The following is a 25,991-nucleotide window of genomic DNA, read 5'->3' as shown; positions in this document are numbered from 1 at the left end:
GCCGCCGGCATTAAGCCTGTGGCAAATTTGGAAGAGTGCGACAGCCGGTCCCATGCGAGAATGCGCACCAGACCGCCGCGGATGGACCCCAGTGCCCGCAAAGACATTCGACTACGATCCCGACGACATGGTCCTCAACCTTTTCTACGAGGACAAGGACGATCGCTGGTTTCCCGGTGACCGGCATCTGCGGCGCGTGGCGCGTCGCATGCTGCTCGGCGAGCCGCGCATGAGCGGGCAGCTCCGCGTGTTCCTCAATCTCTGTGCGGGGCTCGATCGGCTCGGTATCCGCTATCGCGTCAACGACTATGGCTACATCGCGCGGCATCCGGGCGAACTCGCCTGCATCATCGGCCGCACCTTCCTGCTCGACAAGTTTGCCTGGAAAAATCCGATCTTGCTCGGGGTCGCCGCCCACAATCATCCGCTCGACGATCCCGATCTGTTCAAGCGCCTGCCGGTCAAGAAGGTCGTGGTGCCCGGCCCGTGGTACGCCGACATGTATCGGCCGCATTGGCCCGACACGGAGGCCTGGCCGATCGGCATCGACACGGATCTCTGGGCACCCTCGCCGAGGTCGCAAAAGAGCGTTGACGTCCTGATCTACGACAAGGTGCACTGGGACCGCGAGCGCTACGCGCCGGAGCTGATCGAACCCGTCCGCGCCCGGCTCACGAGGGAAGGCCGCTCGTTCACCGAGCTGCGGTACGGCAGCTACAAGGAGGAAGACTATCGGGCCGCGCTCGCGCAGTCGCGTGCGATGATCTTCCTGTGCCAGAACGAGAGCCAGGGCATCGCCTATCAGCAGGCATTGTCTTGCGGCGTGCCGGTGCTCGCCTGGGATCCCGGCGGCCCCTGGCGGGACCCCGATTATTATCCGCACCGCGTCCAGTTCGCACCGGTGTCGTCGGTGCCGTACTGGGACGATCGTTGCGGCGCCAAGTTCGTCGACATCGCGGGGTTCGAGGCGGGGTGGGACCAGTTCTGGGCCGGGTGCGCCGCGGATACGTTCGATCCGCGCGGCTTCGTGCTCGACAATCTAACGCTGGAACAACGCGCGCTGCAATATTACGAGATCGCGCGAAGCATCGTGCGGCAGAAGGCGGTGCCGCAGAGCCCCGCTGGACTGGTTGACGGATGCTTAACAGGGACCGGCTAAGACTTGGAGCTTCCCTCCGGCTTCACCACCAGCCTCGAGCCATGGATCGCAGCGCCACTGACATGACCGACGTCGAGGCCCGATCGTTCGGCGACGTCCTGCGCGATGGGTTTGCGGGGGTCAACGCCGTGCGGGCGGCGCGCTGCCTCGTCGCGGTCGCAGCGCTGCTCCTCGTGCTGGTGACGCTCGATCCGTTTCCGGACCTGCGCAGCGAGGATGTCGCCACCGTGGTTGGGGGGCGATTGGCGCTCACCTATGTCTCCTGGGGCTTGCTGGCCGCGGTCGCGGTCCTGTTGGTCGCCGCAACGGATGCGCCGGCGCTGAAGACCCTGGTGACGCCGCTGCATCTCTGCCTGCTCGGCTGGCTGTTGATCAACATCGTCTTCTCCGAGAATCGCGGAGTCTCGATGCAGCGCTTCGTGCTCGCTGCCAGCGTGATGTCGCTCGCGGTGCTGTTGCCGTTGCTGCCGCCGACGCAGCGCAGCTTCAACCTGTGTCTCGGGGGTGCCGCGCTCGCACTGCTTGCCCTCTGCTATCTCGGCGTCTTCATGGCGCCGCAATACTCGATCCACACCGCACTCGACGTCACCGAGCCGCAACTGGCCGGCGACTGGCGCGGCAGCTTTGGCCACAAGAACATCGCCTCGCCGGTGATGACCATCCTGGTCTATGTCGGCATTTACCTGTCTGCCGTCGGCTCGTTCGTGATGGGCCCGGCGATCGCCGCGCTGGCCGGACTCTTCCTGATCTTCACCGGCGGCAAGACGTCGTCGGTGCTGTGCCTTGCGATCTACGCGCTCGCCTCGCTGGTCTGTGTCACGCCGAGCCTGTGGCTGAAGCGGATCATCTGCTTCGTGCCGTTGATCGTGATGAACCTGCTGACGGTCGGCAGCGTCCTGAGCCCGGCGCTCGGCGCGATGACGCGGCTGCTTCCGCTCGATCCCACCTTCACCGGCCGTTCCGCCATCTGGGAGTTCGCGCTCGCAGCCGTCGCCGAGAAGCCGATCCTCGGTCACGGCTATGCCGCGTTCTGGGACGACGTGACCGCGCGGCAGACCACCCAGGGCGCCGAATGGGCAACGAGCGCGGCGCACAGCCACAACAGCTATCTCGACCTCGCGGTCACCATCGGCCTGCCGGGGCTGTTGCTGGTGATCCTCGTCTTCGTGCTCGCGCCGCTCGGCAATTTCCAGTCGGCCCGAACTCACAACCGCAGCGGTGCGTTGGCAAAGCTGTTCCTGACCGTGTGGCTGTTCGGCCTGTACTACGGGGCCACCGAGACCTTCCTGCTCGAACGGCAGAATCCGATCTGGTTCATGTTCGCCGTTGCCGTGGCCGGCCTGCACTTCCTGGCCAGGTTCCAATGCGTCGCGGAAAGGGAACCGGACCCTGACGGCTCGTCGGAGCCGGTGCGGCTGCAGTGGCATCGGCTTAACGATAAGCAGTGAGGTCCCTTGTGGCCGCGACAAAACATAATCTATCTGGAAACACCCAGTAATCGTATGTCCCGCGGATGACGATCCTCAGCGTCGAGCAACCAGATGGTCTTGTGTCCAGCACGTCGGGAATCGCGGTCGATTTCGTGCGTGACTGGCGGCGGGCCGCGTCGCGCCTGAACGCAGGCCATCGCACCGCATTCCAGCATGGATACTGGCTCGGCGCCTGGTACGAGGCATTCCGCGATCTCTCGCCGCTGATTGCATTGATCTCCGATGCCACGACCGGCAGGGACATCGCAATGGTGCCGATGATCAGCCACCTCAGGCGCGGCATCCGCATCGTCGAATTCGCCGATCTCGGCGTCTCCGACAACAACGCGCCGATCCTGGCGCTCGATGCCACGTTGGACGCGGCGGCGACGGATGCGATCGGTAGCGCGCTGATCGACGCATTGCGCGCATTGCCGGACGGCTTCGATCTGCTGCGCCTGAAGAAGATGCCGGCCCATGTCGGCGGCAACCCGAACCCGCTGGTGTCGCTCGGCCGGATCGGATCCTGCTCGCTCAACGGCAACCTCGTGCTGACCGGCGACGACTATGAAGATTACCAGGCCTCGATCAAGCGCATGCAGATGCCACGCTGCTGGCGCGTCTTCAGCCGTCACGCCGGCGCGCGGTTCGAGATCGCCACTGATGTCGCGCGTGCGCGCGAGCTGCTGGACGTGATGGATGTCCAGCAGCAGTCACGCATGCGAAAGCTGGGTTCGCGCTTCGTCCTTAACGACGAAACCCATGCGCAGTTCTATCGCGAGGTCGCCCGTCAGGGTGTCGCGGACGGTTACGCCGTCATCTCGGCGCTGGTCTGCGACGAGGCCGTCGTCGCCACCACGCTCGGCGTCAGGTTCGGTGCGACCTATTTTCTCCTGCGCATCAGCCACGCCGGCGAATCCTGGTCGAGCTGCTCGCCGGGGCTGCTCGTGACCGAGCGCACCATGGCAGCGCTGCATGCGGAGGGCGCGCGCCGTTTTGACCTCAGCATCGGCAACCAGGACTACAAGCGCCGTTTCGGCGCCGAGCCGGTGCCGTTGACCGATGTCAGCGTCGCGCTGTCCTGGCGCGGCATGCCCTTCGCGTGGCGTGACCACGCCGCGCAGGGCCTGCGTCGCCACCCAAGGCTTGCCGCTGTCGCGGCGCGGGCGTTGGGCAAGGGGACGCGCTGAAGCGCTGCCCTGGATTGCAGGGTCACTCGATTATCGCAATCGTTGTGTTATCGTCGCCTGTTTTCCGGAGGCGACATGGAAGATCGTTCGGCAAAATATCGCGCATTCTATGCGCAGTTGATCTGTGCCGCGGCGAGGGCCGCGGACCCTCGTATCGAGGAAGCCTTTCGCACCGTCAGGCGCGAGCCGTTCGTCGGACCCGGGCCGTGGTCGATCTCGGTTGGCAGCCACCCCTATGTCGTGACGCCGGATGACGATCCCGCCTTCGTCTATCAGAACACGCTGCTCGCGCTCGACAGCGCGCGAGGTCTCAATATCGGGATGCCCGGTGCGCACGCCCATTGGCTCGACGGCTGCGCGGTGAAGGAAGGCGAGACCGTGGTCCAGATCGGCGCGGGCAGCGGCTATTACACCGCGATCCTCGCGCATCTCGTCGGCCCTGGCGGCCGCGTCCATGCCTATGAGATCGACGAACGTCTAGCAGGGCTCGCGCGCGAGAATCTGAAGGACATCGCCTATGTGGATGTGCGTGACCGTACGGGCATCGCGTCCGATCTGCTCAAGGCCGACGTGATCTATGTCTGCGCGGGCGCGGCGCAGCCGGCCACCGAATGGCTCGATGCGCTGCGGCCCGGCGGGCGGCTGGTGTTTCCGCTCGCGCCCGAAGGCATCCTCGGCGGCATGCTGATGGTCACGCGCCCGGACGAGGGTGCAGCCTGGCCCGCCAAATTCCTGGGACGTGCCCAATTCATCGGCTGCGCCGGATTGCAGGATGCGGATGCCGCCCGGCGACTGGCCGAGGCCTTCGCAGGAGGATGGGAGGGTGTGCAGTCGTTGAGGAGAGAGGGCGCTCCCGACGAGACGTGCTGGTTCGCCGGTGAGGGCTGGTGGCTGTCGACGGCGCCTGTCGCGACTGCGCCCATCAAGCCCAACGCGGACATCACGCAGGCCTAGTGGCTAGAGCCATCATGACTTCGCGCAGCCGGCACAGTGAAAGCGGCCGCGTGAGGCCTTGAACAGGCTGCGGCAATACCAGCGCCGCGCCAACGCCTGAGCGGGCCTGCGGATCATCTGCGCGATCAACAAGAGTTCGAAAGCCATTCGTATCGCTTTTGGTGAAATATCCTGATCACAGAGATGGGGCGGCATCCCCAGAAGAGAATGCCGCCCAGATCGCACCTGCCATGCAGTGGTTCGGACGTAAAGCTTAACCGTGCTCAGCCATGCAGCTTCCTGGCGGTCTCAGCAATCTGGCGGCCCTGATAGCGTGCGCCGGCGAGTTCGTTGGCGCTGGGCTGCCGGCTGCCGTCGCCGCCGGTGATCGTGGTGGCGCCGTAGGGCGCGCCGCCGGTGACCTCATCGAGCTTCATCTGGCCCGCGAAGCCGTAGTTCAGGCCGACCACGATCATGCCGAAATGCAAGAGGTTGGTGATGATCGAGAACAGCGTCGTCTCCTGGCCGCCATGCTGGGTCGCGCTCGACGTAAAGGCGCCGCCGACCTTGCCGTGCAGCGCACCCTTGGCCCAGAGCCCGCCGGCCTGGTCGAGGAAGTTCGCCATCTGCGAAGCCATCCGGCCGAAGCGGGTTCCGGTGCCTACGATGATCGCGTCGTAGTTCGCGAGGTCATCGATCGTCGCGACGGGGGCAGCCTGATCGACCTTGTAATAGGAGGCCTTGGCGACCTCGGCCGGCACCAGCTCGGGCACGCGCTTGATGTCGACGGTGGCGCCGGCTTCGCGCGCGCCTTCGGCGACGGCATTGGCCATCGCTTCGATGTGGCCATAGGCGGAATAATACAGGACGAGAACTTTGGTCATTGGTGGTCTCCGTTGAAAAATGAGTAGAGTTGCTCTGTGAGAGTGGCGCTTAAGCCGCGTCGACGAGCACGATCTCGGAATCTTCCAGTGCCGTGATCGTCAGCCTGTCCTCGTCGCGGATCGCGGCGCCGTCGCGGGCGTTGACGCGCACGCCGTTGATCTCGATCGATCCCGCCGCGGGCACGAGATAAAGGTGCCGCGTCTTGTGCGGCACGTACTCCGCGCTCTCGCCCGCCTTCAATGTGGTGGCGAGCACCCGCGCATCGGCGCGGATCGGCAGTGCGTCCGTGTCATTCTCGAAGCCGCTCGCAATGGTGACGAGCTTGCCCGAGCGGTCGCCTTTCGGAAACGGCTTCGAGCCCCAGGTCGGCTGCCCGCCGCGCGCGGTCGGCTCGATCCAGATCTGGAAGATGCGTGTCTTGGTCGGCTCGAGATTGTACTCGGAGTGGCGGATGCCGCTGCCGGCGCTCATCACTTGCACGTCTCCCGCTTCAGTGCGGCCTTCGTTGCCGAGGCTGTCCTGATGGGTGATCGCGCCCTCGCGCACATAGGTGATGATTTCCATGTTGGCGTGGGGATGGGCGGGAAAGCCGGTGTTCGGCGCGATCTCGTCGTCGTTCCACACCCGCAAGGCGCCGTGACCCATGTTGTCGGGGTCATAATGGCTTGCGAAGGAGAAATGATGCTTGGCGTTGAGCCAGCCGTGATCGGCGCCGCCGAGCTTTGCGAAGGGTCTGAGTTCGATCATCTGCGTAATTCCTTGTTTGAGCGGGCGGCGCCTTGATCAGGCGCCGAAACCGCCGTCGACGTTGAGCACCGTGCCGGTGACGAAGGAGGCTTCCGGGCTTGCGAGGAAGACGATTCCGGCCGCGACTTCCTCGGGGCGGCCGAAGCGCTGCAGCGCGTGCTGCTTGCGCTGGGTCTCGGCGAACTCGCCGCCGTCCTTCGGATTCATGTCGGTGTCGATCGAGCCGGGCTGCACCACATTCACGGTGATGCCGCGCGGGCCGAGGTCGCGGGCTGCGCCCTTGGTGTAGCCGACTACGGCGGCCTTGGTGGCGACGTAGTCTGCAAGACCCGGGAACGAGGCGCGGTCGGCAAGCATCGAACCAACAGTGACGATGCGGCCGCCTTCACCCATCAACTGCGAGGCAGCGCGGATCGCCGCGATCACGCCATGCACGTTGATGGCGTCCTGTCGGGCGAGCGCTTCCGTGTCGGCTTTGGCATCGTCGATCGCGCCGCCGCTCGCAACGCCGGCATTGTTGACGAGGATGTCGAGATGGCCGAATTCCTTTGCGACGTCGTTGACGAGCTGCGTCACGTCCTTGGCCGAGGCCTGATCAGCCTTGAAGGCGCGGGCCTTGACGCCCTTGGCCCTCAGCTCAGTGACGACCGCCTCCGCCTTTTCGGGCGAGGCGACATAGCTGATGGCGACGTCCGCACCTTCGTTGGCGAGTGCGCGGGCAGAGGCCGCGCCGATACCGCGCGAGCCGCCGGTGACGAGGGCAACCTTGCCTGAGAGCTTCTTGGTCATTGGATTTCTCCATTCCTGAATTTCTGATGGCCCTTGGATAAGCCTCCGTTTGTGGTATAGAAATAGAAACTGTTGAAACGCATTGTTTCCATAAACAACCCAATGGGATCCGCTTTCATGGCCAAACTCCCCGATTTCGAGGCGCTCGCGATTTTCGCAAAAGTCGTGGAATTACGGTCGTTTGCGGGGGCCGCGGGCGAGCTCGCTATGTCCAAGGCGACGGTGTCCAAGGCGGTCACGCGCCTCGAAGAGCGGCTCGGCGCCCGGCTGTTCAACCGCACCTCACGCCGGCTCGCGCTGACCGATGCCGGGCATAAGCTCGCTGAGCGTGCGACGCGCCTGCTGTCCGACGGCGAGGCGGCGGAGAACGAGGCGCTGGCGCAATCGGTCGCGCCGCGGGGCCTGGTGCGGCTCGCCGTGCCCATGTCGTTCGGGATCAAGGCGGTGGCGCCGTTGCTGCCGGAGTTCTTCGAGGCCTATCCGGAGGTCTCGGTCGATCTGCATCTGAGCGATGCGACGATCGACTTGATCGGCGAGGGCTTTGACATGGCGGTGCGGATCGCGCGGCTGCCGGACTCCTCGCTGATTGCGCGGCAGCTCTTCACCATGCCGCGTTTCACGGTGGCCGCGCCCTCATATCTCGAGCAACACGGGCGGCCGACGCATCCGATGCATCTGGCCGCGCACAAATGTTTCAGCTACGCCTATCTCTCGACGCCCAACGTCTGGCACTACACCAACTCGGCCGGCGAGCAGGCCAGCGTGCGTCCGGGCGGACAGCTCCGTGTCAACAACGGCGAAGCGGTGATGCCGGCGCTGATCGCCGGCCTCGGCATCGCCGACCTTCCGGAATTCATCGTCGGCGACGCCATCTCCTCCGGCGAGGTCGAAGTGATCCTGAAGGACTGGAAGCAGGTCGAAGGCGCCGTGCATCTGGTGACGCCACCTGGCGGCCCGCGCCCCGCACGCGTCGAGGTACTCGGCGATTTTCTCGCGGCGAAGCTGCCGGGTACGTGCAAGCGGCGGGTGCGCGGAAAAGCAAAGCCGCCGTAGACCAAGCTGCTTAAGCGGCCTCCGTCATTGCGAGGAGCGAAGCGACGAAGCAATCCAGACTGTCTCCGCGGAGGTATTCTGGATTGCTTCGCTTCGCTCGCAATGACGGGGTTGGACTAAGACACCTTCTCACCATTACGCGCGACCACGCGCAGGCTCGGCTTCAACGTCTCTTCCAGCTGCGACTTCAATTCATGAACACGCGGGTCGTCCGAGCGCTTCGCGCAGATTGCGTATTGATGCACGGATTGCGCCAATGCGCGTCGCGCTTCCGGCGTTCGCGTCAATTCGGGCTTTGAAAGTCGCAAGACGATAGCGGCGAGATTCACCAGCATCTCGTCCAGCGCCACGTCAATGGTCTGAAGTCTGTTCATCGCTCCACTCCCTGGGAGGCAACGGTAGAGTCGAGGGGGCGTTCCTGACGGGGCGGAACATGGATAATGCTTCGTTAATCCCGCCGCGCGGCTTGTTCTTGCGGACGGTCACGCTAGGCTGGCAGCGAAACAAGAAAACAGGGGGGAATCTGCCATGGATCGACGCGATGTCCTGCGCGCCGCTGCCGCATTGCCGTTGTTGCCTGCGTTGTCGAGCGCGGCTTTCGCGCAAGCCTATCCCGCCCGCAATGTCACCATGATCGTGCCGTTTCCGGCCGGCGGCCAGGCGGATCTCGCGGCGCGCCCCGTCGCACAGGCGCTGGAGCGAATCCTCGGCAAGGCGGTCATCGTCGACAACCGCGCCGGCGGTGGCGGAGGATCCGTCGGCAATGCCGCGGCGGCGCGCGCCGAGCCCGACGGCTACACGCTGCTGATGACGCTGTCCTCGCTCGCGGTCCTGCCCGAGGCCGACCGGCTGTTCGAACGTCCGGTCGCCTACGAGGTCTCGCAGTTCATGCCGATTGCCCGGGTGCTGGCCGATCCCACGCTGCTCGCGGTGCCGGCCTCGGCGCCGTGGAAGACGGCGCAGGATTTCGTCGAGGATGCCAGGAAGCGTCCCGGCCAGATCACCTATGGCTCGTCCGGGCCTTACGGCACACTGCATGTGGCGATGGAGATGTTTGCGAGCAGCGCCGACATCAAGCTGCTGCATGTGCCGTTTCGCGGCGCCGGACCGGCGCTCACCGCGCTGCTCAGCGGCACCGTACAGGCGATCGCCGCCGCACCCGGCACGCTGAAGCCGCAGGTCGACGACGGCAAGCTGCGCGTGCTCGGCAATTGCGGCGCCAAGCGCATCCCAAGCTTCCCCGACGTTCCGACCTTCCAGGAGCTCGGCTACAAGGACGTCGAGATGTACATCTGGGCCGGGCTCTTTGCACAGAGTGCTCTTCCTGCCCCGATCGCGACCCGCCTGCGCGAAGCGATGGCGCAGGTGATGACGAGCCCCGACGTGCTCAAGGCCTTCGAAACGTCGGGCAGTCTCGTCGCCTATCAGGACGCGCCGGCGTTTGCCCAGTTCGTGGCGGTCGACAGCGCGCGGCTGATTGCGGCGGTCAAGAAGATCGGCAAGGTCGAATAGGTTCCCGACCCGTTTTCACAATTTTTTGTTGGTCCAGAACCTCTCCGCGTCTCATTGATTGAACAGAATTCGAGAGACTCGCGAAGGAATCGGACATGCGAACAGAGCGGATTGCGCTGGGTGTGGCGCTTGCGATCGGCGGTATCGTCGCGCAGGGCGCTGCATCCGCTGAAGAGTATCGCGGAACCATGGAGCAGCAGATGGCCTGCACGCCGGATGTGTGGCGGCTGTGCAGCGACCAGATCCCTGATGTGAGCCGCATCACGGCCTGCTTGCGGCAGAACACGCCGCAGCTCTCCAGCGGTTGTCGCGCGGTGTTCCAGTCCAACAACCAGATGCCGCCCCAGCAGCAGGTTCCGGGCAATCGCGCCGCGCCCGTGCCACGATACAATGCTGCGCCGCCGCCTACGGCGACCCAGCCCAGGCCTCACGACGAGGATTAATAGGGCGTGTACACATAAACCCGATCAGTCCGCACGGACGTAGTGCCTGTTGCAAGTTAGGCATCCTTGCGTGCCTAAATCACGTCAGGAAGGGGAACGACTGTCGCCGCGGAATATTGCCGCGTGACGCTTTGCGAACTGCTCGAACCGGGTCGGCTCAATTCCGAAAGCTTCGTGTGCTCCAAGGTTGATTGCGGATACCGGATGCCTCCGCCGTTCGGCTGCTTGTTCGCTGAGCGCGTCGATCATGAATCGGGGCAGGCCGGCAGCGGCCATCACGCGGCGGTGCTCTTCGGGATCGATCGATTGATAACGAACGGGTTTGCCAATGGCCTCACCGATTATTTTGGCGATCGCCGCCATGGTCAGCGCCTGCGGCCCTGTAATGTCCAGTGATAGGTTCTCCCGTCGACCGCGCGTCAGCACCGCAAACGCGATCTTTGCGACATCCATAATGTCGACGGGGGAGAGTGCCACTTCCTCGTGCGGCAGGAAGAGCATGCCTTTTTGCGCGATTGTCGCGGACGCCCGGAGATAAACCTGCATGAATTGGGCCGGACGCAGATGTGTCCAGGATAGACCGGAGTTTTCGAGATAGTCCTCGATTTCTTCGTGCATGCGGGTGAAGGGAAACTTTGCCGCGTCGAAGTCTATCCCGGACTCTTTTCCGGAAAACTTGACGATACGGTTCACGCCCGCCGTCCGGCAAGCGTCGATGAAGGTCGTTTGCGTGGAGACCATGGTCGCGCTCGAACTGGAGATCATCATGGCCTGCTCGATGCCCTCCAGCGCGGGTCCGAGGGTCTCGGGACGGTCCATGTCGCCCTCCACGACTTCAACTCCGAGCAATTTCGCGATCGCGTCCGCCTTTATGCGATCGCGAACGAGCGCGCGTACCGGCACCCTGTTCAGGGAGAACTCGTTGACGATGGCCGATCCGCTCAGGCCGGCTGCCCCGGTAATCAAGATCATGTCCGCTCCATCTGGAAGTAATGGTTCGGATCAGACGGTCGAGTTGGCCGAAAGGATTCCAGGGCAGCATATATTTGCATCGCGCCGGGAATCCTTTACGGCTCGTCGTACGTCTTCGCTGTGGGATCATCCAGATCAGGAGACGAACCGACGATGTTCAAGCTTGTGCAATATCGAGTGAAGCCTGAAAAAATTGAAGAGAATCAAGGCCTGATCGCAGCCGTCTTTCGCGAACTGGCCGCGAACGCCCCAGAAGACGTCGATTATCTTGTCTTTCAGCTGGACGATGACACATTTTGCCATCTGGTCTCTGACCCCTCAGACGTGCTGAAGAGGCTGGAGGCTTTTGCAGCCTTTCAGCACAACGGTGACGCGAGGAGGCTGACAGTTCCGCTGCAGAACAGAGCAGGCATTATCGGCAGCTACCCATTTGCTGTCGGAAAGAAGGTGTCCCTTGGGGGCTAGTCCTGACGAAACCAGCTTGCGCGGACAGATCGACTCTGACGACCTTCATGGGGTGCTTGCGACGCTGAGGCCGAAGCTGCACCGGTACTGCGCACGGATGACTGGCTCGGTGATCGATGCCGAGGACATCGTGCAGGATGCGATGGCAAAGGCCGTCCTGTCGTTGCGCCAGCCAGCTATCATACACAATATCGAAGGCTGGATATTTCGTATCGCCCACAACGCGGCCATGGACTTCTTGCGTCAGCGTACCCGCCAGCACAAGACATTTGCAAATGAGGACTTCCCAGCGCTTGCCGACGAGATTGACACGATACAACAGCGTCAATTGGCGGCGGCTGGATTGCGCACCTTCATGCGCTTGTCGGCGGCTGAGCGGAGTGCCGTTGTTCTCATGGACGTCCTCGGCTATTCGCTCGAAGAGATCGGCGGCATAACCGAGAGCAGCATCCCCGCGGTCAAGGCCGCCCTTCACCGGGGTCGCCAGCGGCTGCGAACCATCACGCTGGAGCCGGATGACCGGGCGCCGCCGACGCTGTCTGTCGCAGAGACGAGACGCCTTTCAGCCTATGTTGACCGGTTCAATGCCCGTGATTTCGATTCCATTCGGAACATGCTGGCAGAGGACGTTCGCGTGGAGCTCGTTGGACGAACCCGGCTGCGCGGCGCGGAAGCCGGTCGGTACTTTGGAAATTACGAGAGGGTATCTGATTGGTATCTCCGCTTGGGGGTCGTTGAAGAGCGCGTTGCGGTAATCGTGACCAATCACGCGAAGCCTGACGGGCCGCCAAGCTATTTCATTCTTCTGGACTGGCGGCTCGAGCAGGTCGCCGGTATCCGCGATTTTCGCCACGTAGGTTACATCACGGAGTCTGCGGATATCTTGTTTCTTGACGCGTCCGACGGCCCGAGGACCCCGCTCTGAACGGCTGACCCGAGCAAGAAAGACGCGACTTGGGCTGACCTGGTTCGGGTCAGAACCGCCAGCTTGCTGACGTTTATGGGTACGAGCCCTGTCGCGCCCTAGGGCTTGTGCTCGCAGACATCGACCCATTCGGCCGCGGTGAGCTCCGCCATCCGCTCCGGCGCGATGCGCACGGCGCTGTGGGTCGAGCCGGCGGCCGGCACCACCATTTCGAACGCTTTCAGCGAGACGTCGCAATAGACCGGCAGCGGCGCCTTCAGTCCGAACGGGCAGACGCCGCCGACCTCGTGGCCGGTGATCTCCGCGACCTCTTCAAGCCCCAGCATCTTCGGCTTGCCGCCGAACGCCGCCTTCACCTTCTTGTTGTCCATGCGCGAGGTGCCGGCCGCGACGATCAGGATCACGCGCTCGCCGATCCGCAAAGACAGCGTCTTGGCGATCATTCCGGGTTCGACGCCATAGGCTTCGGCGGCCAGCGGCACTGTCGCGGAGCTGATCGGGGATTCGATGACGGTGATGTCGGGGGCTTTTTCAGCGAAGAAGGCGCGAACAGATTCCAGGCTCATTCCAGTCAGCTCATTCCAGACCTACGGGCGGGCGGCGATGCCTAAGCAATCCCTGGCAGCTCCGAGAGCGCCCGGACGCGGTGGTCCGGCGCAAAGCCGAGCTCGTCCATCTGGGTGCGGATCGCCTTGAACATCGTTAGCGGTGCCACGAGTTCGTTCTCGACGCAAGCCAGCGCCATCGCTTCGGGCGTCACCCGTTCGATCCAGGCAACGTTCAGTCCGAACGCTTTCGCGCCCGCGACATCCCAGGGATTGGAGGAGACGAACAACACCTCGTCCGGCGCGGTGCCGAGCACCTCGCCGATCAGCTCATAGGCCTCCGGGCTCGGCTTGAAGATCTTATTGGCGTCGACGCTGATCGTGGCGTCGAGCAGGGCGTCAAGGCCGGAGTTGCGCACGAGCGCATTCAGCATGTCCGGACTGCCGTTGGAGAGGATGGCGAGCTTTCGCGGTTTCAGCGCCGTGAGCGCAGCCGCCGCATCCGGATAGAGATCGAGATGCAGGTACTTCTCGATCACGCGCTCAAATGCCTCGTTCTCGTAAGCGAGCCCGAGCACGCGCAACGTATAGGCAAGCGAGTCGCGCGTGATCCCCGCAAAGTCCTGGTAGCGCCGCATCAGCGAGCGCAACCAGGTGTATTCGAGCTGCTTGATCCGCCAGATCTGCGTGATGATCTCACCGTAACCCGGAAACGCATCCTCGGTGATCTCGGCGACCGACTGGATGTCGTAGAGCGTTCCGTAGGCGTCGAAGACAACGGCTTTGAGGCTCAATGGACCTGTCCTCCGGGATCTTTGCGGTGCACGGACTATACAAGGCGCCGCGATATCGATCCAAGACGGAATCGCGACTGGGAGCCCTGGTTTCTAGAATCTGATCACGATCTTGCCGAAATGTGAGCCGCTCCGCAGGTGCGCATATGCTTCGGGGACGTCGTCGAAGTCGTAGACCCGATCCGAGATCGGGTGGATCGCATGTTCGGTCAGGAAGCGATTCATCGCGGCAAAGTGTTCGACCGACCCGACGGTGACACCGATGATGTCGGCATTCTCCCATTGAAGGCGCGCGAGGTCGGGCTTGGGGCCGAACCCCGTCAAAACCCCGATCTGAACGATCTTGCCACCCGAAGCGACCGATCGCAGCGATCGGTCATAGGTGCCGGGACCGCCGAGTTCGAGGATATGACTGGCGCCGGCGCCATTCGTTGCCTTCATCAGGGCGACATCCCAGTCAGGCGTGTCGCGGTAGTTGATGAGGATCGAGCCGCCCAGCGCCTTGGCGCGGGCGAGTTTTTCGTCGGAGGAAGATATCACGATCGCGCGCGCACCCAGTGCCACCGCGAATTGAAGCCCGAACAGCGCGACGCCGCCTGTTCCCTGGACCAACAGCGTGTCGCCTTTGCGCATCCCGCCGCGTGCGATGAGGCCGTGGAAAGCCGTCACGCCGGCACAGGGCAAGGTCGCTGCTTCGACCGAGGACAGATGTGCTGGCACGGACACCAGCGCGGTTGCCGGCAGCACGACATACTCAGCCAGCATTCCGTCCATCGTGTTGCCACCGAGGGATGACGGAATATAGCTGGACTTGAACGGCCCCGAGATCCAATCGCGGAAGAACGATGCGGCGACGCGGTCTCCGAGTTGCCATTGCGCGACGTCGGCGCCGATGGCGTCAACGACACCCGCGCCGTCGGAGAGTGGCACACGGCCGTTGAGCTCGCCTTGGCCTGCACGGTCGAGGATCAGGAGGTCGCGGTAATTCAGACTCACCGCTTCGACCCGGATGCGGACCTCGCCATCGGCGGGTTCGGGTTTGCCGACGTCGACGCGCGCAAGGCGGCCAGCACCAGCATGGCCATTCAAATGGTAGGCTTTCATCGTTGCTCCCTTCACAAGTGGCATTCACTTGGACGAGCGAAGTCTGTAAGGTCTGACAGTGCTGTCAGGGTCAAGAGGCTTCAGATGAAAATCGGCGAACTCTCCCGACGGACGGGGGTCAGCGTCCGAATGCTGCGCTACTACGAGGGCGAAGGACTGCTTGCGCCGCTGCGGACGAACTCCGGCTATCGCGACTACGGCCTGGCCGAAGAGGAAACCGTACGCCGCATCAAGATGCTCGGCGGCGCGGGGATGACGCTCGAAACCATCAAGCGGTTGCTCCCCTGCGTAAGGAACAACGATCCAGCTTTCACGCCGTGCAACGAGCTGCGAAAAATACTCACTCAGCAGGTCGGCCTGATCGATGAACGTATCGAGACGCTCAGCCAAAGCCGGACAATTCTGGCCGGCTTCCTCGCAAGCGTGAACTGATCGGACGCAACGCGACCATCAGCTTACTGTCCATTTGTGTTGCGGATGTCGATCTTGCCCCGTTCGTCGGTACGGGTTTCCACGCGGGACCTTCCAGAACGGACTGCGTGGGCCGCTGACGGAGCAAACGACGCGCCTTGACTCACGTCAAGAAAGAACCCGGCGCCGCGTGCTAGTCGAGACGTTGGGGCGGTACCATTCGAACCATGGGAGATGAAACAATGGTCACGCACAGCAACATCAACTTCTTCACGAATTGGGGAAAGGAGCGTCTCGGCGAAATGGAAGCAACGGTGACCGCACTTCAGGCCAAGGCTGCCGAGGTGCAGTCCGATGTCCGCGAGAAGGCCACGAAAGTCCTGGCGGATCTCTGTAATCAGCGCGACGAGTTTCGGGACACCCTGAAGAAGCAGTCGGAGGCGGGCGAGGCGGCCTGGACCGAGGTGAAATCGAAACTCGATGCCGATTGGCGCGGATTCGAGGCCGAGGTCGGAAAATACGTCGAAAGCTTCGGCAAGCAGATCGAGCATCAGCAGGCGACGTTCAAGCTGCAGGCCGATGCGCAGCTCAAGGCATGGCGCGAAGCGGCCGACAAGCTCGGCAGCGATGCCAACAAGCTTGCGTCCGAGCATCGTGGCGACATTGACGCCGCCCTGACGCGCATGAGCGCCGATGCAATCGAGGCTGAGAAAAAACTGGACAAGCTCAAAGATGCCGGGACGCACTCATGGTCCGCACTCATGGCGGCCCTGACCGAGACCCGCCGTACCTTTGATCGCGCCAATGAGGCAGCGCGGGAGGCTTTCAAGAGAGCTGCCTGATCAGGCGCGGTGAGCTTCCGGAGACCGCCACCAGGCGGTCTCTTGGCTAGCCGTCGGAGGCTCGAGCAGTGCTCCGCCGCGCCAGCGGCTTCCTAGGGCGTCCGCGCTAGATCCCCAAAATCTTCCTTGCGTTCGCCTTCAGCACCTTCGGGCGGATTTCGTCGCGGATCTCGATCTTGGCGAAATCCGACAGCCAGCGGTCCGGCGTGATCACCGGCCAGTCCGAACCGAACAGCATCTTGTCCTGCAGGATCGAGTTGATGTAGCGCACCAGGATCGGCGGGAAATATTTCGGCGACCAGCCGGATAGGTCGATATAGACGTTCGGCTTGTGAGTCGCGACCGACAGCGCTTCTTCCTGCCAGGGGAAGGAGGGGTGGGCGAGGATGATCTTGAGGTCGGGGAAATCGGCCGCGACGTCGTCCATGTACATCGGGTTGGAATATTTCAGCCGCATCCCCATGCCGCCGGGCATGCCCGAGCCAACGCCGGTCTGGCCGGTGTGGAACAGCGCGATCGCGCCGCCATTGTTGATCTCTTCGTAGAGCGGATAGGCCATGCGGTCGTTGGCGTAGAAGCCCTGCATGGTCGGATGGAATTTGAAGCCGCGCACCCCGTATTCCTCGATCAGCTTGCGCGCCTCGCGCACCCCGAGCTTGCCCTTGTGCGGGTCGATCGAGACGAAGGGAATGAGGACGTCGAGATGGTCGGAGGCGATCTCCAGCATCTCCTCGTTCTTGTAGCGGCGGAAGCCGGTCTCGCGCTCGGCATCGACCGGGAAGATCACCGCGGCGATGTTCTTGGAGCGATAGTAGGCGGCGGTCTCCGGCACGGTCGGGGGATGCTTGTGCGGCGACTTGAAATAGTCCGCCATCTGCGCCTGAAAATCGTCATAGCCGTCGTCGGGATGGGTGCCGCAGGGCTCTTCGGCGTGGGTATGGATATCGATGGCGACGACGTCGTCGATATTGGGCAGCTTCAGCTTCGGCATGGGTTTCCTCCCGACGGGTTACCGAATTGATTATATGATATAACGAATTTGGCAAGGAGTTGTGGGGCAGGCGCCGTTAGAGATGCCGATTGGGCCGATCCGGCCGCTTCTACTGTGCATGGGGTTGTTTTCCAGAATTTGCTGACCCGGACCGGGGCAGTTAACATTGACATCCGGTCCTCCCATGCCTTAAGAACCGCCCCGTCCCGGGCGGTCGATCCGCCGGCGGGAAAATCTTATTTTGCCTCATTCGCGCGTGCCGAAACGGTAGTGCCGAACACGGCCTTTCGAACGTTCAGGATTCTGCCATGAAGGTCCGTAACTCGCTGAAATCGCTGCGCGGTCGCCATCGCGCCAACCGCCTGGTCCGCCGCAAGGGCCGGGTCTATGTGATCAACAAGGTGCAGCGCCGCTTCAAGGCGCGTCAGGGCTGATTTCGCCCTGCCGGGCCCGCGCGCGCGCCCCGCAAGACCACTGTCTCACACGAGTTTGACGCCGCCCCTGCTATGCAAGGGCGGCTTTGCGCGTTTACACTCCGACCATGGCAGTGAGATTCCTCGTCGCGCGCACCCTGTGTCTGGCTCTTGCGTTGGGAGCCGCCGGCCTCGCTCCGGCGCTGGCGCAGGCTGATCCGCCGGCCCCGCCCGGCAAGCAGAAGAAACTTCCGGAAGCGCCGGCCAAACTGCCCAAGGTCGATCGCACCAAGAATCTCGATTTCCTGTTCGGCGCGCTGAAAGCTGCGCCCGATGAAGCCAGCGCCAAGCATGTCGAGGCGCGGATCTGGGCGATCTGGATCCAGACCCCGAGCGACACTGCGGCGCTGTTGATGGCGCGGGCCAAGACCGCGGTCGACGCAAAGAAGATCGAGGTTGCGATCAAGCTGCTGGATTCGGTCGTCAAGCTGAGGCCCGACTACATCGAGGCCTGGAATCGTCGCGCGACGCTCTACTACATGCAGAACGATTATGGCCGCTCGCTCGCCGACATCCGCGAGGTGTTGATCCGCGAGCCCCGCCATTTCGGCGCGCTCGCAGGCCTCGGCATGATCATGCAGGAGGTCGGAGACGAAAAGCGCGCGCTCGAGGCCTACCGCAAGGCGCTCGCCGTCAATCCGCACCTCGAGAAGATCCCCGATCAGGTCAAGGCGCTGACCGAAAAGGTCGAAGGCCGCGATATTTAGCGGACAAGTCGATCATTGCTCGAGCGAATGCGGCGCAGGCGGATTAACCACGATGACACGCGCCGCGTTACAAGGGGTGTGGGTGGCACCGCCGCAGGCCTACCTTCATGGAAGGAGCACAGCCATGAAGCGTTTGATCTTTGCAGGTATATTGCTGCTGGCGTCGGTCACGGTGAGCCTCGCCGACGGACTGTTCTGGGTGGTCGGCAACCGCGCCACCGGAAAATGCAACATCGTGACCAGCAATCCCGTGATCATCGGCGACATCTGGTTCGGTGACGGTCCCTACAAATCGAAGGCTGACGCCAAGCTTGCCCGTTCGACCATCCGCGCCTGTCCCGCACCCACGCCTGACGAGCAAAAGGACGAGGACAGCACGAACTAGGTCGACAGCACCTAGTGCAAAACGCTGCCTTCGCGCTCGGCGAGGCCGCGATCGATCGCCGCGGCGTAGGCCTTTGCAAGCTCCGTCTCGAGGTGCTCGTTGATCAGCAGCAGCGCGCGCACGGCACCGCGCAGGTCGCCGTGGCAGCTTGCCACGATCTCGTCGATCGCAGTGTCTTTGGATCTCAGGCTCATCGAAATTCTCCGGTTCAAATCAGGACAAATCCTGCCGGTCTTTCCCGCATCCCCGAGGGTTGCGAGCACGATCGGCGCCCACCCGCGTCTAAATGGCGGAACCGACCGTGGCGATTATAAGGAAGCCGCGATGACGACTGCATGAAGCTGTCTCGAACTAGTTTGCCGCGAGGAATGCCATTGATTTCATTGTCTTTTCTTCCGCTTGAATTATGCACATATCCACAGCCCCGGCATTTCAAGTGGAGCGCGCGGTCTCCCCGGGCGAAACTGCCGCTCGCAAGCCACGTAACTGCCCTGTGCCCTGGATCGCCCGGATTCCATCCATGATCGTGATGTCAGTCGTGACCGCGCTGGTTGTGCTGGCGCTGGTCACGCAGGCCGGCGTCCTCGCCGTGCAACGCGCCTTTCCGCCTCAGGGGCGGATGATCGAGGTCGATGGCGCCGTGCTTCACCTGGTCGATATCGGGCCGCGCGATTCGGGCCTGCCGGTCGTGATGCTGCACGGCGCGAGCTCCAACCTCGAGGCGATGCGGCGGCCGCTCGGCGATCTACTCGCCAGGAATCATCGCGTCATCCTGATCGACCGTCCCGGTCACGGCTGGAGCACGCGGGCGCGGCGGCAGGATTCGACGCCGGAGGTCCAGGCGCGGATGATCGATGAGGCGCTCGGCAAGCTCGGGATCGATCGCGCGGTGTTCGTTGTGCATTCCTGGAGCGGCGCGCTCGGCGCGCGGCTGGCGCTCGATCATCCCGGCCGCGTCGCGGGCCTTGTGATGCTCGCGCCCGTCACCCATCCTTGGCGCGGCGGCGTCGGCCGTTACAACGAGATCATCGCAACGCCCGTGATCGGCCCGCTGCTCGCCTACACCATAACCCTGCCGCTGGGCTATTTCCTGAGCGAGCCCGGCGCGCGCAACGTCTTCCTGCCGCAAATGATGCCGGATGGTTTTGTGCAGGACTCCGCGACGCCGCTGCTGCTGCGCCCGCGCGAGTTCATCGCCAATGCCTATGATCTGGTGACGCTGAAGGAAGCGGTCGCCGCGCAGGTCGCGCGCTACGGCGAGATATCGGCGCCGGTCACGATCATCGCCGGCGAACCCGACAAGACGGTGAAGACCGACATTCACGCGCGCCCGTTCGCCGCGACCGTGCAGAATGCCAAGCTGATCGTGCTGCCTGATCTCGGCCACATGGTGCAGAACGCGGTGCCCGAACTTGTGAAGACCGAGATCGAGACGATGATCGGAAAAATCGTCCCGGCGCAGGCGGCCGCCGATTAGAGCGTTTTCGAGCGAAGTGGATACCGGTTGGCGCGAAGAAAACGCGTTAAAACAAGAAGCTGGAGCTTCGGTGCTGGTTCAATCAGAACCGAAGCTCCAGCGGCCGCCCGTCGCGCGCTTACTGCTTGACCTTCCCGTCCTTGTCGAACTGCGAGACATAGGCCCAGAGATTGTTGATCTCGGTCTCGTTCTTGATGCCGGCGAACGCCATCTTGGTGCCGGGGATCTTGGCCTTCGGGTCCTTGATGTATTCCTTGAACACGGCCTCGTTCCAGGTGATGCCGGAATTCTTGTTGGCGTCGGAGTAATTGTAGTCCGGCGCGGTGCCGGACTTGCGGCCGTCGAGGCCGTTGAGCTCAGGGCCGACCTTGTTCTTGGCGCCTTCGCCGATCGCGTGACAGGCCAGGCATTTGTTGAACGAAGACTTGCCGGCCGCGGCATCCTGCGCCATCGCGGCGGGTGCGGTGGCAATCGCGGTGAGGATGGTCAATGCGCCAAAAATCAGTTTTGTCATCGGGTGCTCTTCGTCTCTTCCCTGGGGGCTGGTCAGTTGCATGCCTGATCGGCAATGGTCGGACCTGCCGGTTTTGGCAGGCCTGCTCGGCTTGGACAAGCCGCCAAACCATGACAGGTTTCACGATTTCCTACTTGTCCCAGAGCGAACTCGCGCAAGATCGTCGATCCGACTTTCGGACGGCCTACCCAAACCACCGCGGACGTGGTTGATTTACCGCGACAAATCGATCATGCGGCCTCGGCCGGAAGGATCTGCCATGAAGGAAATGTTATGGCCATAATGATGCCCGCGAGCGACCAGGCCGTGCTCGCGCGCCGCGCCGAGATCGTGGCTGCATTGCGCGCAATCGTGCCGGGCGAAGGTGTGATCGATAGCGCCGCGGAGATGCGGGCCTATGAATCCGACGGATTGACGGCCTATCGGCAGCCGCCGATGGTCGTGGTGCTGCCCGACACGACCGAGCAGGTTTCGCTCGTCCTGAAATATTGTGCAGGGCAGGGCATCAAGGTGGTGCCGCGCGGCTCCGGCACCTCGCTGTCCGGCGGCGCGCTGCCGCTGGAAGATGGCGTGCTCCTGGGCCTCGGCAAGTTCAAGCGCATCCGCGAGATCGATTTCGACAACCGCGCCGTCGTCACCGAACCCGGCGTCACCAACCTCGCCATCAGCCAGGCCGTCGCCCATGCCGGGTTCTACTACGCGCCGGATCCGTCCTCGCAGATCGCCTGCTCGATCGGCGGCAATGTCGCGGAGAATTCCGGCGGCGTGCACTGCCTGAAATACGGCATGACGACCAACAACGTGCTCGGTTGCGAGATCGTGCTGATGAGCGGCGAGATCCTGCGCATCGGCGGCAAATCGGCGGAGAACTCCGGCTACGACCTGATGGGCGTCATCACCGGCTCGGAAGGCCTGCTCGGCGTCATCACCGAGATCACGGTGCGCATCCTGCAAAAGCCGGAGACGGCGCGCGCGCTGATGGTCGGATTCGCGCAAGTCGAGGCGGCCGGCGAATGCGTGGCGCGCATCATCGGCGCCGGCATCATTCCCGGCGGGATGGAGATGATGGACAAGCCCGCGATCCACGCCGCGGAGGCCTTCGTCCATGCCGGCTATCCGCTCGACGTCGAGGCGCTCCTCATCATCGAGCTCGACGGTCCCAAGATCGAGGTCGACGAGCTGATCACGCGGGTCGAGACGATTGCGAACGCTTGCGGCTCGACCACCTGCCAGATCTCGACCTCGGAGGCCGAGCGCAATCTGTTCTGGGCCGGCCGGAAAGCCGCGTTCCCCGCCGTCGGCCGCATCTCGCCCGACTATCTCTGCATGGACGGCACCATCCCACGCGGTGCGCTGCCGAAGGCGCTGGCGCGCATCCGCGAGCTCTCGGAAAAATACCAGCTTGGTTGCGCCAACGTGTTCCATGCCGGCGACGGCAACCTGCATCCGCTGATCCTCTATGACGCCAACAAGCCCGGCGAGATCGAGCGCGCCGAAGCCTTCGGCGCCGACATCCTGCGCGCCTGCGTCGAGTTCGGCGGCGTGCTTACCGGCGAGCACGGCGTCGGCATCGAGAAGCGCGATCTGATGCCGGAGATGTTTTCCGAGATCGACCTCAACCAGCAGCAGCGCCTGAAATGCGCCTTCGATGCGCAGGGCCTGCTCAATCCAGGAAAGGTGTTTCCGACCCTGCACCGCTGCGCCGAGCTCGGCCGCATGCACGTCCATGCCGGCAAGCTGGCGTTTCCTGACATCCCGCGCTTCTAGCGTCGCCTCGCTGCAACGCGCCAAATTTGATTTTCGCTGCAAACTTCGTTACCCGCTACAGGCGTGGATACGCTCAAGGTACGAGACGCCAAAGACGTCGAAGAGGTGGTGCGCGCGGCGATTGCCAACGAGCAGCCGCTCGAGATCATCGGCCATGGCTCCAAGCGCGGCATCGGACATGCGATGGCGACCAACGCCGTGCTCGACGTCTCCGCGCTGAACGCCATCACCGCCTACGAGCCCAACGAACTCATTGTCACGCTCCAGGCCGGTGCGCCGCTGGCCGACGTGCTGTCGCTGATCGATGCCAAGAACCAGCAATTCGCCTTCGAGCCGATGAACACCGCGCCGCTGCTCGGCACGCCCGTATCAGGCACCATCGGCGGCATGATCGCGGCTGGCCTGGCCGGTCCGCGCCGGATCAAGGCGGGCGGGGCGCGCGACCATCTGCTCGGGGCGCATGCCGTCTCCGGTTTCGGCGACAGCTTCAAGACCGGCGGCAAGGTGGTGAAGAACGTCACCGGCTATGATCTCTGCAAGCTTCTCGCCGGTTCCTGGGGCACGCTGTCGGTCATGACCGAGGTTACGCTCAAGGTGATGCCGAAGCCGGAGGCCGAGCGGACGCTGTTGCTGCGCGGGCTCGACGATGCCGCCGCGAACAAGGCGATGACGGCGGCGCTCGGCTCGCCCTTCGACGTCTCCGGGGCCGCGCATCTGCCAACATCGGCTTTCCGGACCAGGATTGAAGGTCTCGGCGATATCGCCGGTCAGGGCGAGGCGCTGACCGTGCTGCGGCTCGAGGGCATTACCGCCTCGGCCGCCCACCGTGCCGGCTCGCTGCGCGAATTGCTGGCCCCGTTCGGAACCGCGACCCTGGTCGAGGACGTCGCGTCCGCGGCGCTGTGGGCCACGATCCGCGACGTCCTGCCGTTCGCGGCTGACGGCGCGCTGGGAGCCTGGCCGGTCTGGCGGATCGTCTGTCCGCCGGCGTCGGGCGCGGCGCTCGGGACGGTGCTGGCGCGCGAGACCGGCGGCGACGTGATCTACGATTGGGGCGGCGGACTGATCTGGGCGGCGTTGCCACCGAAGCCGGACGCGCATGGCCCGGCCGTGCGTGAACGTACGAATGCGGCCGGCGGGCACGCCATGCTGATCCGGGCGGCCGAGGACATCAGGCGCACGATCGATGTATTCCACCCGCAAGCCCCAGGCCTTGCCGCGTTGAGCGAGCGGGTCCGCGCCAGTTTCGATCCGAAGACCATCCTCAACCGGGGCCGGCTGACGCGGGGCGCTGCCGCATGAAGACCGAATTCTCACTCGCGCAGCTCGCCGATCCCGACATCGCGGAAGCCGACAAGATCCTGCGCGCCTGCGTCCATTGCGGCTTCTGCACCGCAACCTGTCCGACCTATGTGCTGCTTGGCGACGAGCTCGATAGCCCGCGCGGCCGCATCTATCTGATCAAGGAGATGCTGGAGAAGGACCAGACGCCGACGGCCGAAGTGGTCAAGCATGTCGACCGCTGCCTGTCGTGCCTGGCCTGCATGACGACCTGCCCCTCGGGGGTGAATTACATGCATCTGGTCGATCAGGCCCGGGTCAGGATCGAGCAGCGTTACGAGCGGCCGCTGGCCGAGCGGCTGCTGCGCCGGGTGCTGGCCTTCGTCCTGCCGGACCCGCAGCGCTTCCGCGCCAGCATGCGGCTGGCGCGGCTGGCCCGCCCGCTGGCCGCGTTCCTGCCAACACCCCGGCCATCGGCGACGCCCGGCCTGATCCTGCGCCTCAAGGCGATGCTGGCGCTGGCGCCGAGCCGGCTGCCGCCGCCGGGGCCCGCCGCTGGCAGTGTGTTCGCGGCACTCGGCAAGAAGCGCGGCCGGGTCGCGCTGCTCCAGGGCTGCGCCCAGCAGGTGCTGGCGCCGCGCATCAACCAGGCCGCCATCAGTCTGCTCACGCGCCACGGCATCGAGGTCGTCCTGGTCCGGGACGAGCAGTGCTGCGGCGCGCTGACCCATCACCTCGGCAACGACCAGGACGCATTGGCGCGGGCTCGCGCCAATGTCGCGGCGTGGCGCGCGGAAGCGGCCGGCGAGGGGCTCGACGCCATCCTGGTGACCGCGTCTGGCTGCGGCACCGTGATCAAGGACTACGGCTATCTTCTGCGAGAGGACGCTGCGTTTGCCGCCGATGCGGCGAAGGTCTCCGCGCTCGCCAAGGACATCACTGAATACGTCGCCGGCCTTGGACTCACGGCCACCGCGCGACAGGACAACATCGTCGTCGCCTATCACTCCGCGTGTTCGTTGCAGCACGGGCAGAAAATCACGAGCCTTCCGAAAGAATTGCTTTCCAATAATGGATTCGTGGTGAAAGATGTGCCGGAGAGCCATTTGTGTTGCGGTTCGGCGGGGACCTACAACATTCTCCAGCCCGAGCTTGCGGGCCGGTTGCGCGATCGCAAGGTCGCCAACATCGCGAGCGTCAAGCCGGACATGATTGCCGCAGGCAATATCGGCTGCATGGTGCAGATTGCCAGTGGCACGTCAGTTCCGGTCGTACACACGATTGAGCTTCTCGATTGGGCTACGGGCGGGTCGCGGCCGGCATTGAACGCGCAAGACTGAGCTTTCGAAGACTGAGCTTTCGAGGGCTAAGCTTTCGTCCGGAGGTGACGGCTGAAGACGCCTGATCGACCATTGTTCGGCGGCAACAGGAGGACCACGATGGCGAAAGCGAAGAAGAAAAAAAGCAAGAAGGCCAAAAAGGCCAAGAAGGCGGTAGCGGCGAAGAAGACCTCAAAGAAGGCAGCCAAGAAGTCCGCGAAGAAGTCTGCCAAGAAGGCCACAAAGAAATCTGCGAAGAAGGCCGCGCCGAAGAGGGCCGCCAAGAAGTCGGCCAAGAAGGCTGCCCCTAAGAAGGCCGTCAAGAAGGCTGCGAAGAAAGCGGCGCCGAAGAAGGCGAAGGCAGCTCCCGCGCCGAAGCCGTCAACGCCGGCAGCTCCGGCTCCCGAGCCCGCCGCCGAGACAAGCTGGGCGATGCCTTCGTCTTCTGCGGACACGACGCCGGCCGAAGGACAAGGTTAGGTCAAAGGCTGGACCCAATCCGACGACCACGATCGACAACAGGAAGGCCGCAGCGGTGATGCTGCGGCCTTTTTGCATCGGCGCGGCGGCACGCGGGAGACGGTCTTGTCCAGGAGCAGCCTGATTCGTGGCGCGGGCAGCACGGATCGCGGGATCCGTACTAACCCGGGCCTGCCGGTGCACTTTGGAATGCAAATAATGTGATCGAGAAGACACACAGGCTGACAACCTTCCGTGGAATCGCCAGAACGCCCAAAAAGTCGGCAGATGCCCGCGTTTTTTGCTTCACGGTTTACGTCTCTCCATCCAAATTGCCGCAGTTACGAAATTTGCAATCAGGTCGAGCGTTCCGGGGGCTT

Annotated in this window: 30 protein-coding genes; 19 read left to right on the top strand and 11 right to left on the bottom strand. The window is 63.7% G+C overall.

Features of this window, described 5'->3' with window-relative positions:
• Positions 1-91 precede the first annotated feature (91 nt).
• The 4 genes from C7G41_RS01215 to C7G41_RS01200 all read left to right on the top strand — a co-directional run bounded on the left by C7G41_RS01215 (position 92) and on the right by C7G41_RS01200 (position 4,772).
• Entirely contained in the window at positions 92-1,159 is a 1,068-nt protein-coding gene (locus C7G41_RS01215; RefSeq protein ID WP_199198069.1) for a glycosyltransferase, read from the top strand.
• Between the two features lie 41 nt (positions 1,160-1,200).
• Positions 1,201-2,607 (top strand): O-antigen ligase, encoded by a 1,407-nt coding sequence (locus tag C7G41_RS01210; protein ID WP_106940871.1) that lies wholly within the window; start codon positions 1,201-1,203, stop codon positions 2,605-2,607.
• Positions 2,608-2,672: 65 nt separating this feature from the next.
• The gene (locus tag C7G41_RS37620) at positions 2,673-3,818 is read left to right on the top strand and encodes a GNAT family N-acetyltransferase (protein ID WP_199198068.1); all 1,146 of its coding nucleotides are present in this window, start codon (positions 2,673-2,675) and stop codon (positions 3,816-3,818) included.
• A gap of 75 nt (positions 3,819-3,893) precedes the next feature.
• Positions 3,894-4,772 (top strand): protein-L-isoaspartate O-methyltransferase, encoded by an 879-nt coding sequence (locus tag C7G41_RS01200; protein WP_106940870.1) that lies wholly within the window; start codon positions 3,894-3,896, stop codon positions 4,770-4,772.
• Positions 4,773-5,035: 263 nt separating this feature from the next.
• Here the strand turns inward: C7G41_RS01200 and wrbA are convergent, their stop codons facing one another.
• Genes wrbA through C7G41_RS01180 form a run of 3 tightly spaced genes read right to left on the bottom strand, consistent with a single transcriptional unit; the run spans position 5,036 to position 7,172 of the window.
• Complete coding sequence (gene wrbA / locus C7G41_RS01190; RefSeq protein WP_106940868.1) at positions 5,036-5,635, bottom strand: NAD(P)H:quinone oxidoreductase; 600 nt, start codon at positions 5,633-5,635, stop codon at positions 5,036-5,038.
• Positions 5,636-5,684: 49 nt separating this feature from the next.
• On the bottom strand, positions 5,685-6,383 hold the full coding sequence (locus tag C7G41_RS01185; RefSeq protein WP_106940867.1) for a pirin family protein: 699 nt from the start codon (positions 6,381-6,383) through the stop codon (positions 5,685-5,687).
• Between the two features lie 36 nt (positions 6,384-6,419).
• On the bottom strand, positions 6,420-7,172 hold the full coding sequence (locus tag C7G41_RS01180) for an SDR family NAD(P)-dependent oxidoreductase (protein WP_106940866.1): 753 nt from the start codon (positions 7,170-7,172) through the stop codon (positions 6,420-6,422).
• A 117-nt stretch (positions 7,173-7,289) separates the two neighbouring features.
• On the opposite strand from C7G41_RS01180, the gene C7G41_RS01175 reads away from it, so the two are divergent.
• A complete protein-coding gene (locus C7G41_RS01175) occupies positions 7,290-8,225 on the top strand; it encodes a LysR family transcriptional regulator (protein WP_106941446.1) in 936 nt (311 codons plus the stop codon).
• A gap of 116 nt (positions 8,226-8,341) precedes the next feature.
• On the opposite strand, the gene C7G41_RS01170 is transcribed toward C7G41_RS01175, so the two are convergent.
• Positions 8,342-8,599: a hypothetical protein gene (locus C7G41_RS01170; protein ID WP_106940865.1), complete on the bottom strand. Its 258-nt coding sequence runs from the start codon at positions 8,597-8,599 to the stop codon at positions 8,342-8,344.
• A 154-nt stretch (positions 8,600-8,753) separates the two neighbouring features.
• Here C7G41_RS01170 and C7G41_RS01165 point away from each other — a divergent pair, with 154 nt between their 5' ends.
• On the top strand, positions 8,754-9,737 hold the full coding sequence (locus C7G41_RS01165; protein WP_106940864.1) for a tripartite tricarboxylate transporter substrate binding protein: 984 nt from the start codon (positions 8,754-8,756) through the stop codon (positions 9,735-9,737).
• A gap of 95 nt (positions 9,738-9,832) precedes the next feature.
• Positions 9,833-10,180, top strand: coding sequence for a hypothetical protein (locus C7G41_RS01160; RefSeq protein ID WP_106940863.1), 348 nt, complete (start codon positions 9,833-9,835; stop codon positions 10,178-10,180).
• 84 nt (positions 10,181-10,264) lie between these two features.
• On the opposite strand, the gene C7G41_RS01155 is transcribed toward C7G41_RS01160, so the two are convergent.
• Positions 10,265-11,152 (bottom strand): NmrA family NAD(P)-binding protein, encoded by an 888-nt coding sequence (locus C7G41_RS01155; RefSeq protein ID WP_106940862.1) that lies wholly within the window; start codon positions 11,150-11,152, stop codon positions 10,265-10,267.
• A gap of 153 nt (positions 11,153-11,305) precedes the next feature.
• Between C7G41_RS01155 and C7G41_RS01150 the strand changes: the two genes are divergently transcribed.
• Together C7G41_RS01150 and C7G41_RS01145 are read left to right on the top strand one after the other, a co-directional pair.
• A complete protein-coding gene (locus C7G41_RS01150) occupies positions 11,306-11,617 on the top strand; it encodes a hypothetical protein (protein ID WP_106940861.1) in 312 nt (103 codons plus the stop codon).
• A gap of 16 nt (positions 11,618-11,633) precedes the next feature.
• The gene (locus C7G41_RS01145; RefSeq protein ID WP_106941445.1) at positions 11,634-12,542 is read left to right on the top strand and encodes a sigma-70 family RNA polymerase sigma factor; all 909 of its coding nucleotides are present in this window, start codon (positions 11,634-11,636) and stop codon (positions 12,540-12,542) included.
• 98 nt (positions 12,543-12,640) lie between these two features.
• On the opposite strand, the gene C7G41_RS01140 is transcribed toward C7G41_RS01145, so the two are convergent.
• From C7G41_RS01140 to C7G41_RS01130, 3 genes are all read right to left on the bottom strand, one after another.
• Positions 12,641-13,108 (bottom strand): YbaK/EbsC family protein, encoded by a 468-nt coding sequence (locus C7G41_RS01140; protein ID WP_106940860.1) that lies wholly within the window; start codon positions 13,106-13,108, stop codon positions 12,641-12,643.
• A gap of 41 nt (positions 13,109-13,149) precedes the next feature.
• Positions 13,150-13,881 carry a haloacid dehalogenase type II gene (locus C7G41_RS01135; RefSeq protein WP_106940859.1) on the bottom strand — a complete coding sequence of 244 codons (732 nt, stop codon included), beginning with the start codon at positions 13,879-13,881 and terminating at the stop codon, positions 13,150-13,152.
• A 93-nt stretch (positions 13,882-13,974) separates the two neighbouring features.
• The gene (locus tag C7G41_RS01130) at positions 13,975-14,985 is read right to left on the bottom strand and encodes an NAD(P)-dependent alcohol dehydrogenase (protein ID WP_106940858.1); all 1,011 of its coding nucleotides are present in this window, start codon (positions 14,983-14,985) and stop codon (positions 13,975-13,977) included.
• Between the two features lie 84 nt (positions 14,986-15,069).
• On the opposite strand from C7G41_RS01130, the gene C7G41_RS01125 reads away from it, so the two are divergent.
• The gene (locus C7G41_RS01125; RefSeq protein ID WP_106940857.1) at positions 15,070-15,417 is read left to right on the top strand and encodes a MerR family transcriptional regulator; all 348 of its coding nucleotides are present in this window, start codon (positions 15,070-15,072) and stop codon (positions 15,415-15,417) included.
• Between the two features lie 221 nt (positions 15,418-15,638).
• A complete protein-coding gene (locus C7G41_RS01120) occupies positions 15,639-16,238 on the top strand; it encodes a hypothetical protein (protein ID WP_106940856.1) in 600 nt (199 codons plus the stop codon).
• Between the two features lie 106 nt (positions 16,239-16,344).
• Here C7G41_RS01120 and C7G41_RS01115 read toward each other — a convergent pair whose 3' ends face one another.
• A complete protein-coding gene (locus C7G41_RS01115; RefSeq protein ID WP_028157903.1) occupies positions 16,345-17,229 on the bottom strand; it encodes an amidohydrolase family protein in 885 nt (294 codons plus the stop codon).
• A gap of 308 nt (positions 17,230-17,537) precedes the next feature.
• On the opposite strand from C7G41_RS01115, the gene ykgO reads away from it, so the two are divergent.
• From ykgO to C7G41_RS01100, 3 genes are all read left to right on the top strand, one after another.
• Positions 17,538-17,663, top strand: coding sequence for a type B 50S ribosomal protein L36 (gene ykgO / locus C7G41_RS01110; protein WP_006611362.1), 126 nt, complete (start codon positions 17,538-17,540; stop codon positions 17,661-17,663).
• Between the two features lie 107 nt (positions 17,664-17,770).
• Positions 17,771-18,409 (top strand): tetratricopeptide repeat protein, encoded by a 639-nt coding sequence (locus C7G41_RS01105; RefSeq protein WP_106940855.1) that lies wholly within the window; start codon positions 17,771-17,773, stop codon positions 18,407-18,409.
• A 124-nt stretch (positions 18,410-18,533) separates the two neighbouring features.
• Positions 18,534-18,794 carry a hypothetical protein gene (locus tag C7G41_RS01100; RefSeq protein WP_106940854.1) on the top strand — a complete coding sequence of 87 codons (261 nt, stop codon included), beginning with the start codon at positions 18,534-18,536 and terminating at the stop codon, positions 18,792-18,794.
• 11 nt (positions 18,795-18,805) lie between these two features.
• On the opposite strand, the gene C7G41_RS01095 is transcribed toward C7G41_RS01100, so the two are convergent.
• Positions 18,806-18,988, bottom strand: a complete 183-nt coding sequence (locus C7G41_RS01095) for a hypothetical protein (RefSeq protein WP_106940853.1) — start codon at positions 18,986-18,988, stop codon at positions 18,806-18,808.
• A 326-nt stretch (positions 18,989-19,314) separates the two neighbouring features.
• Between C7G41_RS01095 and C7G41_RS01090 the strand changes: the two genes are divergently transcribed.
• Positions 19,315-20,271, top strand: a complete 957-nt coding sequence (locus C7G41_RS01090; RefSeq protein ID WP_199198067.1) for an alpha/beta fold hydrolase — start codon at positions 19,315-19,317, stop codon at positions 20,269-20,271.
• A gap of 118 nt (positions 20,272-20,389) precedes the next feature.
• On the opposite strand, the gene cycA is transcribed toward C7G41_RS01090, so the two are convergent.
• Positions 20,390-20,785, bottom strand: coding sequence for a cytochrome c-550 CycA (gene cycA / locus C7G41_RS01085; protein ID WP_106940851.1), 396 nt, complete (start codon positions 20,783-20,785; stop codon positions 20,390-20,392).
• A 273-nt stretch (positions 20,786-21,058) separates the two neighbouring features.
• Between cycA and C7G41_RS01080 the strand changes: the two genes are divergently transcribed.
• The 4 genes from C7G41_RS01080 to C7G41_RS38165 all read left to right on the top strand — a co-directional run bounded on the left by C7G41_RS01080 (position 21,059) and on the right by C7G41_RS38165 (position 25,632).
• On the top strand, positions 21,059-22,552 hold the full coding sequence (locus tag C7G41_RS01080) for an FAD-linked oxidase C-terminal domain-containing protein (protein WP_085350117.1): 1,494 nt from the start codon (positions 21,059-21,061) through the stop codon (positions 22,550-22,552).
• A 63-nt stretch (positions 22,553-22,615) separates the two neighbouring features.
• Complete coding sequence (locus tag C7G41_RS01075; RefSeq protein ID WP_106940850.1) at positions 22,616-23,854, top strand: FAD-binding protein; 1,239 nt, start codon at positions 22,616-22,618, stop codon at positions 23,852-23,854.
• The gene (glcF, locus tag C7G41_RS01070) at positions 23,851-25,173 is read left to right on the top strand and encodes a glycolate oxidase subunit GlcF (RefSeq protein WP_106940849.1); all 1,323 of its coding nucleotides are present in this window, start codon (positions 23,851-23,853) and stop codon (positions 25,171-25,173) included. Before C7G41_RS01075 ends, glcF begins: the two co-directional genes overlap by 4 nt.
• Positions 25,174-25,272: 99 nt before the next feature.
• Positions 25,273-25,632, top strand: coding sequence for a histone (locus tag C7G41_RS38165; RefSeq protein WP_106940848.1), 360 nt, complete (start codon positions 25,273-25,275; stop codon positions 25,630-25,632).
• The last annotated feature ends 359 nt before the right edge of the window (positions 25,633-25,991 follow it).

The organism is Bradyrhizobium sp. MOS002, assembly GCF_003020115.1.
Taxonomy (GTDB): domain Bacteria; phylum Pseudomonadota; class Alphaproteobacteria; order Rhizobiales; family Xanthobacteraceae; genus Bradyrhizobium.
The sequence above is the reverse complement of the archived record's forward strand: the minus strand, read 5'-3'. Positions and strand labels throughout refer to the sequence as shown.